General features: G+C 73.4%; 13 protein-coding genes and 2 tRNA genes. 8 read left to right on the top strand and 7 right to left on the bottom strand.

Features of this window, described 5'->3' with window-relative positions; translation table 11 throughout:
- Positions 1-22: 22 nt before the first annotated feature.
- Entirely contained in the window at positions 23-1,039 is a 1,017-nt protein-coding gene (locus tag I601_RS18550) for a GNAT family N-acetyltransferase (RefSeq protein ID WP_068113065.1), read from the bottom strand.
- 26 nt (positions 1,040-1,065) lie between these two features.
- Between I601_RS18550 and I601_RS18545 the strand changes: the two genes are divergently transcribed.
- The 5 genes from I601_RS18545 to I601_RS18525 all read left to right on the top strand — a co-directional run bounded on the left by I601_RS18545 (position 1,066) and on the right by I601_RS18525 (position 5,890).
- Positions 1,066-2,364, top strand: coding sequence for a deoxyguanosinetriphosphate triphosphohydrolase (locus I601_RS18545; protein ID WP_068113062.1), 1,299 nt, complete (start codon positions 1,066-1,068; stop codon positions 2,362-2,364).
- A 9-nt stretch (positions 2,365-2,373) separates the two neighbouring features.
- Positions 2,374-3,309 carry a 2-hydroxyacid dehydrogenase gene (locus tag I601_RS18540; protein WP_068113060.1) on the top strand — a complete coding sequence of 312 codons (936 nt, stop codon included), beginning with the start codon at positions 2,374-2,376 and terminating at the stop codon, positions 3,307-3,309.
- A 30-nt stretch (positions 3,310-3,339) separates the two neighbouring features.
- Positions 3,340-5,244 (top strand): DNA primase, encoded by a 1,905-nt coding sequence (dnaG, locus tag I601_RS18535; protein WP_068113057.1) that lies wholly within the window; start codon positions 3,340-3,342, stop codon positions 5,242-5,244.
- Positions 5,241-5,762 (top strand): hypothetical protein, encoded by a 522-nt coding sequence (locus I601_RS18530; RefSeq protein ID WP_068113055.1) that lies wholly within the window; start codon positions 5,241-5,243, stop codon positions 5,760-5,762. Before dnaG ends, I601_RS18530 begins: the two co-directional genes overlap by 4 nt.
- 55 nt (positions 5,763-5,817) lie before the next feature.
- A tRNA-Asn gene (locus I601_RS18525) sits at positions 5,818-5,890 on the top strand.
- Positions 5,891-5,953: 63 nt separating this feature from the next.
- Here I601_RS18525 and I601_RS18520 read toward each other — a convergent pair.
- Positions 5,954-6,727, bottom strand: coding sequence for a PIG-L deacetylase family protein (locus I601_RS18520; protein ID WP_068113051.1), 774 nt, complete (start codon positions 6,725-6,727; stop codon positions 5,954-5,956).
- Positions 6,728-6,835: 108 nt separating this feature from the next.
- Between I601_RS18520 and I601_RS18515 the strand changes: the two genes are divergently transcribed.
- Positions 6,836-6,909 (top strand) — tRNA-Ile (locus tag I601_RS18515).
- A 15-nt stretch (positions 6,910-6,924) separates the two neighbouring features.
- Here the strand turns inward: I601_RS18515 and I601_RS18510 are convergent.
- Positions 6,925-8,643 carry a SulP family inorganic anion transporter gene (locus tag I601_RS18510; RefSeq protein ID WP_084527824.1) on the bottom strand — a complete coding sequence of 573 codons (1,719 nt, stop codon included), beginning with the start codon at positions 8,641-8,643 and terminating at the stop codon, positions 6,925-6,927.
- Positions 8,640-8,984, bottom strand: a complete 345-nt coding sequence (locus I601_RS18505) for an ArsR/SmtB family transcription factor (protein WP_237089469.1) — start codon at positions 8,982-8,984, stop codon at positions 8,640-8,642. Before I601_RS18505 ends, I601_RS18510 begins: the two co-directional genes overlap by 4 nt.
- An 86-nt stretch (positions 8,985-9,070) precedes the next feature.
- Here I601_RS18505 and I601_RS18500 point away from each other — a divergent pair, with 86 nt between their 5' ends.
- Positions 9,071-9,955, top strand: coding sequence for a mechanosensitive ion channel family protein (locus tag I601_RS18500; RefSeq protein ID WP_068113046.1), 885 nt, complete (start codon positions 9,071-9,073; stop codon positions 9,953-9,955).
- Between the two features lie 3 nt (positions 9,956-9,958).
- Here I601_RS18500 and I601_RS18495 read toward each other — a convergent pair whose 3' ends face one another.
- Together I601_RS18495 and I601_RS18490 are read right to left on the bottom strand one after the other, a co-directional pair.
- The gene (locus I601_RS18495; protein ID WP_068113042.1) at positions 9,959-10,813 is read right to left on the bottom strand and encodes a formate/nitrite transporter family protein; all 855 of its coding nucleotides are present in this window, start codon (positions 10,811-10,813) and stop codon (positions 9,959-9,961) included.
- Positions 10,814-10,861: 48 nt separating this feature from the next.
- Positions 10,862-11,107 (bottom strand): DUF3072 domain-containing protein, encoded by a 246-nt coding sequence (locus I601_RS18490; protein WP_068113040.1) that lies wholly within the window; start codon positions 11,105-11,107, stop codon positions 10,862-10,864.
- Between the two features lie 149 nt (positions 11,108-11,256).
- On the opposite strand from I601_RS18490, the gene I601_RS18485 reads away from it, so the two are divergent.
- A complete protein-coding gene (locus tag I601_RS18485) occupies positions 11,257-12,819 on the top strand; it encodes an LCP family protein (RefSeq protein WP_068113037.1) in 1,563 nt (520 codons plus the stop codon).
- An 8-nt stretch (positions 12,820-12,827) separates the two neighbouring features.
- Here I601_RS18485 and I601_RS21905 read toward each other — a convergent pair whose 3' ends face one another.
- Positions 12,828-16,082: a response regulator gene (locus tag I601_RS21905; protein ID WP_068113034.1), complete on the bottom strand. Its 3,255-nt coding sequence runs from the start codon at positions 16,080-16,082 to the stop codon at positions 12,828-12,830.
- Between the last annotated feature and the right edge of the window lie 74 nt (positions 16,083-16,156).

The following is a 16,156-nucleotide window of genomic DNA, read 5'->3' as shown; positions in this document are numbered from 1 at the left end:
GAAGGCCAACAAGCAGGGCCGGTCAGGGAGTTCCGGCGACCGAACCGGCCGCCCGGCGCCGGGCCGCCAGGGAGACCGCGGCCCTTCCCCGCACCCCGCGGGGCACCGCCCAGGTCCCGACCGGGGCGTCAGCGTCGGCGAAGCGGTACTTGTAGTCCTCGTTGCCGCGCAGGAAGCGGAACTCGCGGGCGCCCGACTCCAGCGCGTCGCGCACCGCGTGCACGAGCAGCACGAAGCCCACCGACTCACGATCCATCTCCGGGTCGCGCCCGAACTGGTAGCAGTAGACGTCGGGTCCGAAGGCGAAGGTCAGCAGCGAGGACACGCACCGGCCGTTGACGTCCAGGGACCACAGGCGCAACCAGCCGCGCTCCAGCGCGAGCGCGGCGAACGCGGCGGTGAACCGGTGCTGGCGGGGGTCGAGCAGCGGGCTGTCGCCCTCCCAGCGCGCGGCGTGCAGCGCGAACAGGTCGGCGAGGTCCTGCTCCAGGGTCTTGGCGGTGGCCAGGCGCACCGTGACCTCGTGGTCACGCTCGAGGGTGCGGGGCTTGCGGTTGACCTGCCCCCGGAAGTTCTTGGACTTGCCCGCCAGCCAGTCCGACCAGGTCCGGCCCTCCTCGAAGCGCAGCACCGGGCTGACCTCGGTGCTGATCGGGCGCGCGTCCAGCGGCTCCCACCAGGCCCGGTCGAGGGGGCAGTCCTGGAGCAGCACCACGTCGGCGGGCAGGTCACCGCTCTCGAGGGCCGAGCGGAGCAGGGGAGCGGCGAGGGACAGGTCGGCGGGGTCGCACACGGGGCCGAGCAGGTCGGCGGGTCCGTGCCCGATCCAGCGGACCTGGCGCAGCAGTCGTCCGCGCGCGTGCAGCGGCAGCAGCACCCGCGGCGCCACGGGGTCGTCGGCGAGCACGTGCGGGGTCGCGCCGTCGGCGTACTCCGCCCACCAGGTGCTGGCCCAGGCGTGGGTCGCGAAGAGGTTGCGGGCGCGCAGCGCCAGCGCGTCCCAGGTCGCGGGGTCGGGTCCACCGAGGGGCTGCTGCACGGCGCGAGTCTAGGGTTGGTCAAGCCATGGACCCCTCGAGCCTGTACGACGACCACGCGCGCGAGCGCCTCGTGCCCGAACCCCCGAAGCGGGTCGACGCCCCGGAGCGCACGCCGTTCGAGCGCGACCGGGCCCGCGTGGTGCACGCCGCGGCCTCGCGCCGCCTGGCGGCCAAGACCCAGGTGGTCGGTCCGCAGAGCGACGACTTCGTCCGCAACCGGCTCACGCACAGCCTCGAGGTCGCCCAGGTGGCCCGTGACCTGTCCCGGGCCCTGGGCAGCCTGCCCGACATCGCCGAGACCGCCGCGCTGGCCCACGACCTGGGCCACCCGCCGTTCGGGCACAACGGCGAGCGGGTGCTGGCCGAGCTCAGCGGCGACTGCGGTGGCTTCGAGGGCAACGCGCAGACGCTGCGGCTGCTGACCCGGCTGGAGGCCAAGTCGGTCGACGCCGACGGCCGTTCGGTCGGGCTGAACCTGACCCGGGCCACCCTCGACGCCTGCACCAAGTACCCCTGGGCGCGCCCCGAGGCCGAGCTGCCCAGCGGGGTGCACGCCGACGGCTCGCCGCGCGAGGTGCACAAGTTCGGGGTCTACCCCGACGACCTCGTCGTCTTCGACTGGCTGCGCGACCGGGTGCCCGGCGGCGGGACCCGTCGCTGCCTCGAGGCGCAGGTGATGGACCTCGCCGACGACGTCGCCTACTCGGTGCACGACGTCGAGGACGGCACCGTGGCCGGGCGCGTGGACCTGACCCGGCTCGACACCGCGGCCGTGTGGGCCACGGTGCGCGCGTGGTACGTCCCCGAGGCCGACGACGACCTGCTCGACGAGGTCCTCGCGGGCCTGCGCACGATCGGGTCCTGGCCGGTGACGTCGTACGACGCCTCGCGGCGCAGCCTCGCGGCGCTGAAGAACTTGACCAGCGACCTGATCGGCCGGTTCTGCGGCGACGTGCAGGCGGCGACCTTCGCGGCCGCCGACGGGCCCTTCGTGCGCTACCGCGCCGACCTCGTCGTGCCCGAGCGGACCCGGCTGGAGATCGCGGTGCTCAAGGGTGTCGCCGCGCACTACGTCATGCAGGCCGAGGACCGGATCGCGGTGATGGTGCGCCAGCGCGAGCTGATGGCCGAGCTGGTCTCCCTGCTGGTCGAGCGCGGCCCCGACGGGCTCGACCGGGCCTTCGCCGACGACTGGCACGAGGCCGCCGACGACGCCGGGCGGCTGCGCGTCGTGGTCGACCAGGTCGCCTCGCTCACCGACGCCAGCGCGGTCGCGCGCTGGGAGCACCTGCGCGGGTCCGGCGCCGCGACCGGCCCGGGTTAGCCTCACCCCATGAGCGACTCGCTGGACCCCCTGGTGTGGCTGCCCTTCGATCCCGCCGAGCTGGGGGAGGTGCCTGCCGGGCTGCGCTACGAGGTCGTGGATCCCCGTGAGCACGTGCCCGACTCGGTGGCCGACGTGGCCTTCTACGTGGCGCCGTACGCCATGGGGCCCGCGGTGGGCGACGTGCTGCCGCAGATGAGCGGGCTCGAGGTCGTGCAGGTGCTCAGCGCCGGCGTCGACAACGTCCGCTCCCAGGTGCCGCAGGGCGTCACGCTGTGCAACGGCCGCGGCATCCACGACACCTCGACCGCCGAGCTGACGCTGACGCTGCTGCTGGCCTCGCTGCGCGACGTGCCGGGCATGGTGCGCGACCAGGACGAGCGCCGCTGGAACACCCGGTGGCGCCCTGCGCTCGCCGACAAGCAGGTGCTCCTGGTCGGCTACGGCTCCATCGGTCGGGCGATCGAGGACCGGCTGCTGCCCTTCGAGTGCGAGGTGACCCGGGCCGCCCGCACCGCCCGCGACGGCGACCGTGGCCCGGTGCACGGCTTCGAGGAGCTGCCCGACCTGGTCGCTGACGCCGACGTCGTGATCCTCGTGGTGCCGCTGACCGACGAGACCCGGGGGCTGGTCGACGCCGGCCTGCTGGCCCGGATGAAGGACGGCGCGCTGGTGGTCAACATGGCCCGCGGGCCGGTGGTGGTCGCCGCCGACCTGCTCGCCGAGCTGCACGCGGGCCGCCTCCTCGCGGCCGTCGACGTCGTCGACACCGAGCCGCTGCCGGCCGACGACCCGCTCTGGGACGCCCCCGGGCTGCTGGTCTCCCCGCACGTCGGTGGGGCCACCTCGGCGATGTGGCCGCGCGCCCACCGGCTGGTGCGCGCCCAGCTCGAGAGGTACGCCGCGGGCGAGGCTCTCCACAACCAGATGACCGGGGCGTACTGAGCCCGCGCCCCCGCCCGTAGGATCGCCGACGTGGTGGGCAGGATTCGCGAGCAGAGCATCGCCGAGGTGCGCGAGAAGGCCCGGATCGACGAGGTCGTCTCGCAGTACGTGACCCTGCGCAACGCCGGTGGCGGCTCCATGAAGGGGTTGTGCCCCTTCCACGACGAGAAGTCCCCTTCCTTCCACGTCACGCCCTCCCGTGGCTTCTTCCACTGCTTCGGCTGCCAGGAGGGCGGCGACGTCATCAGCTTCGTGATGAAGATGGACGGGCTGTCCTTCGGCGAGGCCGTCGAACGGCTCGCCGACAAGTCCGGGGTCCAGCTCCAGCGCGACGAGAGCGACGCCGCCTACGAGGGCCCCAAGGGGCCGCAGCGCGGCCGTCTGGTGGAGGCGCACAAGGAGGCGCAGGCCTGGTACGCCGACCAGCTCGGCACGCCGGACGCCCTCGTGGCCCGCCAGTTCCTCGACGAGCGCGGCTTCGACCAGACCGCGGCGCAGACCTTCGGCATCGGCTTCGCGCCCCGCGACGGCGAAGCCCTGTTCACGCACCTGCGCCAGAAGGGGTTCACCCTCGACGAGCTGACCGTCGGCGGGCTCGTCGCGGTGGGCCGGTCGCCGTACGACCGGTTCCGCGGGCGGCTGCTGTGGCCGATCCGGGACGCCTCGGGCGACACCATCGGCTTCGGCGCGCGGCGGATCTTCGACGACGACCGCATCGACGCGAAGTACCTCAACACCTCCGAGACGCCGATCTACAAGAAGAGCCAGGTGCTCTACGGCCTCGACCTGGCCCGTCGCGAGATCGGGCGCTCCAGCCAGGCCGTCATCGTCGAGGGCTACACCGACGTGATGGCCTGCCACCTCGCCGGTGTCGGCACCGCCGTGGCCACCTGCGGCACCGCGTTCGGCGACGACCACGCGAAGGTGCTGCGCCGCTTCCTCAACGACCACGAGGAGTTCCGCGGCGAGGTGATCTTCACCTTCGACGGCGACGCCGCCGGCCAGAAGGCGGCGCTGCGCGCCTTCGGCGGCGACCAGAACTTCGTCTCCCAGACCTACGTCGCCGTCGAGCCGGGCGGCCTCGACCCCTGCGACCTGCGCATCCAGCAGGGCGACGCCGCGGTGCGCGAGCTGGTGGCCCGGCGGGTGCCGCTGTACCGCTTCGTGCTCGGCAACATCGTGGAGAAGTACGACCTCGACCGGGCCGACGGGCGCATCGACGCGGTGCGCGAGTCCGCCTCGATCGTGGCGTCGGTGCGCGACCAGTCGAAGGTCACCGCGTTCGCGCAGGAGATCTCCAAGATGGTCGGCTCCGACATCGACACCAACACGGTGCTGGCCGAGGTGCGGCGCGCCTCGGCCCGGCCCGCCAAGGACACCGCCCGCCCGGTGCGCCGCTCGGCGGTGCCGGCCGGGGCCGAGGAGCCGCCGGCGGCGCCCGTGCGGCCGGCCCTGCCCGACCTGCGCGACCCCCGCTTCGAGCTGGAGCGCGAGACGCTCAAGCTGGTGGTCCAGCACCCGATGGCGATCGGGCGCAGCACCGCCGACATCGGCCCCGACGACTTCGTGCACCCGACCTACCGCGGGGTGTGGGAGGTCGTGTCGGGAGCCGGCGGCCCGGCCGCCGGCGCGGGCGATGCCGGCTGGGCCGGCCGGCTGCGCGACGCCGCCACCGACCCCGACGTGCTGGCGGCGCTGTCGATGCTGGCCGTCGAGCCGCTGCTGACCGACAAGCAGCCGGACGCGGCGTACGTCGGCCACCACGTGCTGCGGCTGCTCGAGCTGACGGCGGCCCGCCGGATCACCGAGGTCAAGTCCCGTCTGCAGCGCACCAACCCCGTCGAGGAGCCCGAGTCCTACAACCGGATGTTCGGCGAGCTCGCGGCTCTCGAGCAGCACCGCCGGGCGCTGCGGGACCGGGTGATCGGCGCATGAGGCCGCCCCGCCTCGGCGGACGACCCCGTCGCCCCCGCCGCCCCGACCTCGGCGTCGCCCCGGGGGAGCGGCTGCTCGCCTGGGCGTCGTCCGGTGACACCGTCGTCGGCGGCACCCGCGACGCGCTCTACCTGGCACGCCCCGACGAGCCCGTGCGCCGGCTCGCCTGGGAGCAGGTCGAGGCGGCCGACTGGGACGCCGAGACCGACACCCTGCGGGTCAGCGAGGTCGGCTCCTGGGGGGAGCAGCGCGTCGAGCACGACCTCGTCCTCGCGGAGGCCCGTCGCCTCCTCGAGCTGGTGCGCGAGCGGGTCACGGCCAGCGTGGTCTACCAGCGCCACGTGGCGCTGGGTCCGCGCCGCGGCCTGCGCGTGGTCGCCCGCCGGGCGCCGGCCGGCACCGGTGAGGTGCGCTGGTTCTACGAGTACGACGAGGGTGTCGACCCCGACGACCCGGTCGTCCAGGACGTCGCGCGGGAGGCTCTCGCGCTGGCGCGGCAGCAGGTCGACGGCGCCTGAGGACCTCGATTTCTCACGCCGGTGCGGCCTTGCTAATGTGTGCGCGCTGCACCAATCCCCTGTAGCTCAACTGGCAGAGCATTCGGCTGTTAACCGGAGGGTTGCTGGTTCGAGTCCAGCCGGGGGAGCAGAGAACGGAAGGGCCCGCTCGCGACGATGTCGCGAGCGGGCCCTTCCGGCGTTGTGGGCCGCTACTCGCCCCAGCCCATCGGGAACACCTCGAAGGGCGCCGCCATCGCGGTGCCGAGGCGCTGCCCGGCCGCCCGGGCCCCGCCCTCGAGGAACTCGGCGGCGTCGAAGTCCTTCCAGCCCAGCCCGTCGATGTAGGCACGGTGCGCCTCCAGGGAGGCGACCCCGGCGCGGAACGTCTCGGTGGTGTCGACCGCGTGCGTGGCCTGCGGGGAGCCGAAGGCCCAGACCTCGCGGACCCCGCCCCAGGGCTCCAGCGCACCCACCGAGCGGGCCCCGGTCAGCTGCTCGGGGAAGACCCACCGGTTGCCGGCGTCGCGGACCGCGTCGACGACGGCCCTGCCGACGGCGATGTGGTCGGCCTGGTTGAGGTTGCGCCCACCCCAGGTCTCGCGGAAGTTCCCGGTCAGCACCACGTCGGGCCGGTGGCGGCGCACGACCTCGGCGATCACCCGGCGCAGGGCCACGCCCTCCTCCAGCACCCCGTCGGGCAGCCCGAGGAACTCCACGACGTCGACGCCGACGACGTGCGCGCTGTCGATCTGCTCCCGCTCCCGCAGCGGACGGGCCTCGTCGGGGTGCAGCGCGTCGATGCCGGCCTCCCCGCTGGTGACCATGCAGTAGGCCACCTCCTTGCCCTGCCCGGTCCAGCGCGCCACCGCGGCGGCCGCGCCGAACTCCAGGTCGTCGGGGTGCGCGACCACGCACAGCATCCGCTGCCAGGTCTCGTCGAGGTGTTCGAAGGGTGCGGGCTGCTCGGGGCGTGAGGAGGACATCTGCCGAGAGTGGCACGCCCGGCCGCGTCCCGCACCCCCCGATCCGGGGGCGAGCGAGCCCGCCCCGCGGCCCGTACGGCGTCCGCGCGCGGTTAGTCTCCTCCCCGAGGGGCGGTAGCTCAGTCGGTCAGAGCAGAGGACTCATAATCCTTGGGTCGTGGGTTCGAGCCCCACCCGCCCCACCCAGCACCCGTGGCTCATCTGCTCGCCGCCAGGAGCCGGCGGGCGACGGCGATGGCGCTCGGGGTGTCGGGCAGGATCCGCCCGGCGGTGCGCAGCGGGCCGCCGACGCCGAGCGAGGTGAGGACCTCTTCGTGCTCGGGGGCCAGGCTGGAGAGCAGCACGGCGATGTCGCGACGCTCGAGCCGGGTGATGGTGTCGCCGAGCACGTGCGCGCCGGTGGCGTCCATGCTGCTCACGCGTGACATCCGGATGATGACGACGTCGACCTCGACCAGGTCCGGCAGCTCGAGCAGCAGCCGGTGGGCGGCGGCGAAGAACAGCGGGCCGTCGATGCGGTAGACGACGACGTGCTCGGCCAGGAGGGCGTGCTCCTCGTCGCTGTGGTCGTCGCCGAGGTCCCCGTCGAGCGCCACCTCGTCGAGGCGGGCACTGGCCGCGACGGTGCGCAGCGCCAGCACCACAGCGACCGCGACACCCACTCCGACCGCGGTCACCAGGTCGAGGGCGACCGTCACGGTGAAGGTCAGGACCACGATCAGGGCGTCCGAGCGGGTCGAGCGCAGCAGCGCCAGCAGCGAGCTCGCCTCGACCATTCGCACGCAGGTCGCGAAGAGCACCCCGGCCAGCGCCGCCAGCGGGATGGCGGAGACGAGGGGTGCCGCGACGAAGACGAGCAGCAGCAGGATCAGTGCGTGGCTGACCGCGGCCAGTCGCGACCCGGCTCCCGCGCGCACGTTGACCGCGGTGCGGGCGATGGCTGCGGTGGCGGGGATGCCGCCGAACATCGGGGCCACGATGTTGGCCACGCCCTGCCCGAAGAGCTCCCGGTCGGGGTCGTGGCGCTCGTTGACGGTCATGGCGTCCGCCACGGTGGCGCAGAGCAGGCTCTCGAGCGCGGCGAGCGCCGCGATCGCCAGGGCGGCGGTGGCCAGGGTGTCGACGGCGGAGAGGTCCACGAACCCGAGAGAGGGCGCTGGCAGCGTGGAGGGCAGGTGGCCGAGCGTGACGAGGTCCCACCCGCCCAGCCGCGCCACCACGGTGGCGAGGGTGATCGCGACCAGCGAGTACGGCACCCGGGGGTGCCAGCGCCCACCGGCCAGGATCAGGGCCGCGACCCCCAGGGCGACGAGCAGCGGTGCGGGGGCGGGATGCTCGACGAAGCGGCGTACGGCGTCCGCGGCGACCGCCCACACCTTGTCGCCGGTCGCGTCGGCGACCCCGAGCGCGGCCGGCACCTGCTGCAGCGAGATCACCACCGCGATCCCGGCCGTGAACCCCTCGACCACGGAGACCGGCAGGTAGCGCACGAACCTGCCGAGCCCGGAGAGCGCCAGGGCGACGAGCACGAGGCCGGCGAGCAGCCCCACCATCAGCACGCCGCTCGTGCCGTGCTGGGCGACGACCGGGACCAGCACCACCGTCATCGCGCCGGTGGGTCCCGAGACCTGGATGTTGGACCCTCCGAAGACGGCGGCCAGGATGCCCGCGACGACGGCCGTGGCCAGCCCGGCCTGGGCGCCGAGCCCCGAGGCGACACCGAAGGCGAGCGCCAGGGGCAGGGCCACGACCGCCACCGTGAGCCCGGCGACCAGGTCCTGGCGCGGGTGGCGGCGGACGGCGGCCAGGTCGGCCCGTCCGGGCAGCAGGGCGCGCAGCCGCTGCGAGGAGCGGCGCGCGGCCGTGACGGCGGTGGTGATCGCGGGGGAGAGGCGCGAGGTCGAGGCGGTGCTCACCCGGACGCGGAGGAGTCGCGCAGACCCACCAGCATCTCCTGCTGGTCGGTCCACAGGGCGGCCAGGATCCGGCGTCCGGCGAGGAGCAGCCCGGCCACGTCGGCGGTGGCGAGCGAGTACAGCACGGTGGACCCCTCCCGGGAGGAGCGGACCAGGCCGGCGCGCCGGAGGACGGCGAGCTGCTGGGAGAGGCTCGAGGCCTCGACCCCGATCTCGCTCAGGAGCTCGTGGACCGGTCGTGGGCCGTCCTGGAGCAGCTCGAGCACCCGGATGCGGGCGGGGTGGCCCAGGGTCCGGAACAGCTCGGCCTTGGCCTGGTACAGGGGGATGTCGTTGCTCAAGACGCCTTCTCTCCGTCGGGATTGCACTCTACAGCACATGAAGAAGTCTGCAATTCCAGGCGTCTGGCGCGGCTACCCTGCGACGCATGGGAACCAAGGCCTCCGACCTGCTCGACGCGCTCCTCGACGCCGGGCCGCGGGTGCTGGTCGCACTCACGGTCGTCGTGGTCGGCTACCTGGTCTCCAGGGGCCTGCGGTGGGTGCTGTTCCGGCTCCTGCGGGTGCGCCGGACCCCCAGCTTCGCCGCCGTGATGAGCAAGCTCGCCGGCTGGCTGCTGCTCTCGCTGGCCGTGATGGCGGCGCTGGTGGTGGTCTTCCCATCGGTGAAGCCGGTGAACATGCTCGCCGGGCTCGGCTTCTTCTCGGTGGCGGCCGGCTTCGCCTTCCAGGACATCCTGGAGAACCTGCTCTCCGGGCTGCTGCTGATCCTGCGCCAGCCGTTCCGCTCCGGGGACCAGATCAGCGTCGGCGAGGTCTCGGGCACCGTGCAGGCGATCACGATCCGCGAGACGCGGCTCAAGACCTTCGACGGCCAGCTGGTGCTCATCCCCAACCGGGACGTCTACAAGGCCGTCATCACGGTGCGTACGCACTTCCCGAGCCGCAGGATGGCCTTCGTGGTGGGCATCGCCTACGAGAACGACACCGCCGAGGCGTGCCGGGTCATCCGCACCGCCCTGACCGAGCAGGTGCCCCGGCTCGAGGACACCCCGCAGCCGGACGCCGTCGTCACCCAGCTGGGGGTCTCGACCGTCGACATCGAGGCCCGCTTCTGGTGCGGCCCCGACCAGCACGACGTGGTGCTGGCGGTCGATGCTGCGATCCGGGCCGTGAAGACAGCCCTGGACGACGCCGGCATCGAGATGCCGGCCGACATCATCGCCCTCCAGGCCACCCCCAGCCTGCGAGCAGCGATCTCGGGCGAGGCCGAGGTGACGCCGGGTGGCGGCGTGCGGGCCACGCCCGCATAGCCCTCAGCGCCCCTCGGCGGTGGCGTCCCGCCGTTCCTGGGCGAACCGTTCCCGGCTGCGCACCAGGCGCAGCAGGGTGACCAGGCCCAGGCCGCCGACCATGTTGCCGGCGACGGTCCAGGAGAACCACTGCGCCCAGTCGACGTACCCGAACCCGGCGTCGCCGGTGTGCAGCGCGCCGAAGGCCAGCAGCGAGTCCAGGATCGAGTGGAACATCTGCAGCCCGGCGAGCAGGAAGCCGATGCCCACGGCGGCGACGATCTTGCCGGTCATCTCGTCGGTGCCGCTCTGCATCCGCGTCAGCAGCGTGATCGCGGCGCCGGCCAGCACGGCGAGCGAGAAGGTCTCGAGGGACAGTCCGGCCTCCACGAAGTGCGTACCTGCCTCGACCAGGTCGCCGTGCAGGTCGGGGAAGGCCTGCACGACCAGCCACATGATGAGCCAGCCGCCGAGGAGGTTGCCCGCAAGCGTCAACCCCCACAGGCGCAGCAGCGACCGGATCCGGGCCCGCTTGGCCACCACGGTGACCACGGGGACCAGGAAGCCCTCGGTGAAGAGCTCGGAGTGCCCCAGGAGCAGCGCCACGAACCCGAGGGAGAACGCGAGGCCGCCCAGCAGGTGGCTGCCCGTCTCGTGGTAGACCGCGACCATCGCGAGCACGCCGAACGCGACCTCCGAGCCGCCGAAGAACCCGGTGACCGTGGTCTCGACGACGCCGCGGCCCAGGCGCTGGACGCCCTCGTCGAGCTGGCGGTCGACAGCGTCCTCGAGCTCGTCCTCCAGCGGACCGTCGGTGCTCCCGCGGGCGCGGTCGGCGTCGTCGGCGTGGTTCCCGTCCCCGGGGCGCTCCGGCGTCATGGCCACATCCTGCGGCGCGCCGCGCTGCGCCGGCGTACGCCGCGCCGCTCAGTCCGCCTGGTCACCCTGGAGCCGGTCGATGTGCTGGGAGGCCTCGGCCTTGGTCAGGTCGGCGGAGAGCGTCTCGCCCGCGCGGCGCGCGAGGGTGTCCAGGTAGCTCTTCTGGGCACCCGTGGCGGGCTCGTCGCCGCTCACCCAGTCCTGGGGGTCCTTCTCCGCGCCGCTGGGGTCGGGAGCCTCGGCGCCGAGCACCTCGGCCTGGTCGATGTCGTTCGCATGTGCGTTCGATTCCATGGCGACGACGCTACCCAGGACACGGACACCTCCCCAGGACCCCGCGGGGTGAGGCCGGGCCCGACGGTCGGAGCGGGCCGAGGTCCCCGAGCCCCCGGCGCCGGCTGGTACCTTCCCAGCGCCCGCACTTCTCCATCCGACGAGGTCCCGTGGTCGACTCGAGCCCGCCCGACGACGCGCCGCCCCTCCCGGCCCCGCGCCTGGGTCGGCGCCGCGTTCGCGGTCGACGTCGACGTCGACGGCTGCCGGTGCGGCGCCGCGCCCAGGGCCTGCCCGGGACGCTGGGTGTGACGCTGCTGGGTGCGGTGCTGCCCGGCTCCGGCTTCGTGTGGACCGGGCGTCGTCTCCTCGGCCTCGTCGTGCTGCTGCCCACCCTCGGCGCGCTGGCCTACGTCGTGGGGTACCTCAGCCGCGGCGTCGCCGACCTGCGCACCCTCCTCGACCTCGCGCTGGACCCCACCAGGCTCAAGACGCTCGCAGTCCTCGCCGTCGTCGGGCTGCTGGTCTGGGCGGTGCTGGTCTGGTTGACCTACCGCCAAGCCCGCCCCGTACGCCGCTCCCGCTGGGCCACCGCTGCCGGCAACGGCTTCGTGGTGCTCCTGGTCGTGCTGGTCGGTGCCCCGCTGGGGATGGCCGCGCGCTACGCCAGCGTGCAGGCCGACCTCGTCGAGACGGTCTTCGAGGAGGCGCCGCGCAGCGCGACCATCCCGCGCGACGTGACCGAGGCGGACCCCTGGGGCGGCCGCGACCGGGTCAACCTGCTGCTGCTCGGGGGAGACGGGTCGGACACCCGGACGGGGGTGCGCACCGACAGCCTGATCCTGGCCAGCATCGAGACCGCCACCGGCAAGACCGTGATGTTCTCGCTGCCGCGGAACCTGATGTACGCCCAGTTCCCCGAGGACAGCCCGCTGCACGCGCTCTACCCTGACGGCTTCACCGGCGGTGGCGACCCGGCGGCGTACATGCTGAACGCCGTCTACGGCCAGGTGCCGGCCCTGCACCCCGGCGTGCTCGGGGACAGCTCCGACGAGGGGGCCGACGCGCTCAAGCAGGCCGTCGGCGGCTCGCTGGGCCTCGACGTCGACTACTACGTGCTGGTGAACCTGCGGGGCTTCGAGCAGGTCGTGGACGCCATCGGCGGGATCACCGTCAACGTCAACGAGCCGGTCGCGATCAACGGCAACACCGACGCCGGGATCCCGCCCACCGGCTGGATCGAGCCCGGCCCGGACCAGGAGCTCGACGGCTTCCACGCCCTCTGGTACGCACGCGGGCGCTACGGCTCGGACGACTACCGGCGCATGGAGCGGCAGCGCTGCGCGGTCGACGCGATCATCGACGCCGCCGACCCGATGACGCTGCTGCGCCGCTACACCGACCTCGCCGAGGCAGGCATGGACATCGTGACCACCGACATCCCGCGCTCCCTGCTGCCGGCGTTCGTCGAGCTGGGCCTGGAGATGAAGGACGCCAAGGTCCGCTCGGTGGTCTTCAAGCCCTCGGAGCGGTTCTCCTCGGGCGACCCCGACTACGACTTCGTGCGGGCCACCGTCGCCAAGGCCTTGGATCCGCCCGAGCGCTCGGTGCGCAAGGCCGACCCCGACCGGGCCCGCAACACCGAGAACTCCTGCGCCTACACGGGTGCGGACCTCGACGAGCTCGAAGCCGGAGAGCCCGACGTGGGGGACGCGGCCGACCCGGTCGGCTGAGGGTCCCCTCAGCCGTGCAGGCCCCGGTACCACTCCTGGTAGGCGCCCAGCGCGGTCCGGCCGCGGTCGAGGGCCTCCTCGGCCGCGGGGAGCAGCGCGGCGGCCCCTTCGACGGAGCCGGAGTCCGAGACCAGCTCGATGGCCCGGACCGCCTCGCCGGCGTAGGTCACGCCGAGGTTGAGCGCGCCGCCGGCGAGCTTGTGCGACGACTGGCGCAGCGCTGCTGCGTCACCGGCCTCGATGTTCTCGGTCATCGTGCGCAGCCCCTCCACGGAGTTGCGCATGAAGTTGCCGATGGCCCGGTCGAGGTAGTCGGTGTTGTCCTCGTCGATCTCGCGCAGCATCTCGAGCCGGTCCAGGTCGAGGCCCGCCGTGGCGGGGTCGTCGGTGGGCGGGGTGGCGCCCTGCTCCGTGCCGGGGTCGCTCATGGGTGTCCTCTCGGGGTCGGTGCCCGCGCGGGCGGGTGCCAGGTGGGTCGTGGGGCCGTCGAGCCACCTGGCCAGGGTCGCGGCGAGCGCTGCCGGGTCGACGGGCTTGGTGAGGTAGTCGTCCATGCCGGCCCGGCTGCACCGCTCCCGCTCGCCCTCGATGGCGGCGGCGGTCATCGCGATGATCGGCAGCCGCGCTCCGTCGACCTCCGCGGTCCGGATCCGCCGGGTCGCCTCGTACCCGTCGAGCACGGGCATCTGGACGTCCATCAGCACTGCGTCCCAGCCGCCGCGCGCCACCGCCTCCACGGCGGCCTGGCCGTCGTCGACGGTCCCGTGCTCGTAGCCGAGGTGCTCCAGGAGCCCGGCGGCGACCATCTGGTTCACGGGGTTGTCCTCGACGACCAGCACCCGGTGCCGGGTCTCGGAAGGCGCCACCACGTCGGCGGTGGAGGTGTCGGGCGCCTCGGAGAGGTGCTGGAGGAGCGCCCCGCGCAGCACCCCGGACAGCACCGGCTTCACCAGGCAGTCGTCGAGCCCGGCGCGGCGGAGCTCGGCCCCCTCGAGATGGGTCATCGAGGTCAGCATCAGCAGGGCGGTGGCGTCGTGGGCGGGGTCGGCGCGCAGGGTGCGCGCCAGGTCGAGCCCGTCGCGCTCGGGCATCGCCATGTCCAGCAGCACCGCGTCGTACGCCGCTCCCCGCCGCGTCGCCGCGTCGACGGCGGCGAGCGCCTCCGTCACCGAGGCGGCGCTGTCGGGGTTCAGCCCCCACCACCCGAGCTGCTCGACGAGGATGAGCCGGTTGTCGGGGTTGTCGTCGACGACGAGGAGCCGGCGCCCGGCCAGCAGCTCGCGGGCCCGCTCGTCCCCGGCGTCGACGACCTCGCCGCTGGGGGCGCCCAGGGGGACGGTGACGGTGAAGACGGCTCCGCCCCGGGGGTTGGGCGTGTGCTCGAGCCGCCCCCCGAGGGCCTTGACGATCTCGTGCGAGATGGCCAGCCCCAGCCCGGTGCCGCCGTACACCCGGGTGGTCGAGGCATCGGCCTGGGTGAAGGGGTCGAAGAGCCCGGCGCGCTTCTCCGGAGGGATCCCGATCCCGGTGTCGGTGACCGACACCACCAGGACGGTGTCGTCGGGGTCAAGGGACGGGTCAGGGGCCCCGGTGCTCGCCTCCACGTCGACGCGGCCGTGCTCGGTGAACTTCACCGCGTTGGAGACGAGGTTCGTCAGGACCTGCGCCAGCTTCGTCGGGTCGCCGGCGACCACCCGCGGCACCTCGGCGGCGCAGGACAGGGAGAGCTCGACGCCCTTGGCACGCGCCGATCCCGCGAGCACGCCCACGACCTGGTCCAGGACGGGGCGGACCTCGAAGTCGAGCACCTCCAGCTCGAGGCGCCCGGCCTCGATCTTGGAGAAGTCCAGGATGTCGTTGATGACCCCCAGCAGGGCCCGGCTGGCGACCTGCACGCCCGCGGCGAGGCGTTGCTGCTCGGTGGTCAGCGCGGTGCGGATCAGCAGGTCGTTGAGCCCGATGACCCCGTTGAGCGGGGTGCGGATCTCGTGGCTCATCGTGGCCAGGAACTCCGACTTCTGCCGGGAGGCCTCCATCGCCTGGTCGCGGGCCTCGGCGAGGTCCGCGAGGGTGCGCTGGCGCCAGGCGACACGCGACATCTGGTCGCCGACGTGCGCGGCCATCTGCTCGATCATGTCGTGGCGGAACAACGGCGGTGCCGAGGTGATGGTCAGCACCGCCCAGACCTCGTCCTTCAGCAGCACCGGGAAGGCGATGGTCAGGCGGGCCTCGTCCCAGACCGCCGTCCGCTCCTCGAGCACGGTCCGGGCCAGGGCCAGCTCGGACGAGGCCAACCCGGGAGCGGCACGGTCCTCGGCGGCGCTCGCCTCGTCGACGTAGAGGGGCTGCACGTCGTCGTCGGCCACGACGAAGGCGCGGGCCCGCTCCCAGTCGTCGTGCAGCAGGACGAGGTGGCGGGCCTGGCGCAGGAGCTCGTCGAAGGAGGACGCGTCGTTGGCCGCGCTCGCCACGGTCTGCATCAGGTTGTTCTGGGCGGCCTGGTCGGCGAGCGCGATCTCGGTCGTCTTGGTCTCGGTGACGTCCTGCAGGGTCCCGGTCAGGCAGCGGCGGGAGCCCTCCTGGCTCAGCACCCCGCGGGCCCGGGCCCAGCGGTGGACGCCCTCGACCTGCACCCGTGCGGTGAGGTCGAAACCTTCTCCCGACCCGATGCCCCGGAGCACCAGGTCCCGGACCAGGTCGCGCTCCTCGGGATGCACCCGCCCGAGGAACCCCTCGAAGGTCCAGGGCGCGGTGGTCGAGTTGACCGCGAACAGCACGTCCAGCTGCTCGGAGCCCGTCATCTCGTCGGTCTCGAGGTCCCAGGTCCAGCTGCCGATCTGCGCGATCTGCTGGGCCTCGCGCAGGCGGTGCTGGCTCTCCTCGAGCGCCTGCACCGTCTCGCGGCGCTCGGTGTAGTCGTCGAACGTCATCAGCAGCGCGGTCAGGCTGCCCTCCGCGTCGTGGAGGAGGCTCTCGCGGACCAGCACCCACAGGACGCTCGCGTCGCGGCGTACCAGCTGGACCTCGACCGTACTCGTGTTCAGGTGCCCCGCGCGGACCTCGGCGAGGTGCTGCTCCAGCTGGCCGCGCCCCACCTCGTCGAGCGAGTCCTGCATCGGCACGTGCTGCATCTCGTCGTGGTCGACGCCGTAGAGGCGCGCCATGGCGGCGTTCGCGTAGAGGGTGCGACCGTCGAGATCGATGACCCAGATCCCGTTCGGGGCGAGCTCGACGATGTCGCGGTACAGATCCTGCGGCTTCATCCCACCTCCCCGTCCCGGCCCCACGATAGAACGGTCGGTGGTCCCAGGCGGACGAACCGCGCGATGACCGGGCC

The sequence above is a fragment of the Nocardioides dokdonensis FR1436 genome (assembly GCF_001653335.1).
GTDB lineage: Bacteria > Actinomycetota > Actinomycetes > Propionibacteriales > Nocardioidaceae > Nocardioides > Nocardioides dokdonensis.
This window is presented reverse-complemented; position numbering and strand designations above follow the sequence as displayed.

Coding starts and splice junctions, on each gene's coding strand:
- I601_RS18545 (WP_068113062.1), top strand. CDS start 1,066: ATGGACCCCTCGAGCCTGTACGACGACCACGCGCGCGAGCGCCTCGTG.
- I601_RS18540 (WP_068113060.1), top strand. CDS start 2,374: ATGAGCGACTCGCTGGACCCCCTGGTGTGGCTGCCCTTCGATCCCGCC.
- I601_RS18530 (WP_068113055.1), top strand. CDS start 5,241: ATGAGGCCGCCCCGCCTCGGCGGACGACCCCGTCGCCCCCGCCGCCCC.
- I601_RS18520 (WP_068113051.1), bottom strand. CDS start 6,727: ATGTCCTCCTCACGCCCCGAGCAGCCCGCACCCTTCGAACACCTCGAC.
- I601_RS18500 (WP_068113046.1), top strand. CDS start 9,071: ATGGGAACCAAGGCCTCCGACCTGCTCGACGCGCTCCTCGACGCCGGG.
- I601_RS18495 (WP_068113042.1), bottom strand. CDS start 10,813: ATGACGCCGGAGCGCCCCGGGGACGGGAACCACGCCGACGACGCCGAC.
- I601_RS18490 (WP_068113040.1), bottom strand. CDS start 11,107: ATGGAATCGAACGCACATGCGAACGACATCGACCAGGCCGAGGTGCTC.
- I601_RS21905 (WP_068113034.1), bottom strand. CDS start 16,082: ATGAAGCCGCAGGATCTGTACCGCGACATCGTCGAGCTCGCCCCGAAC.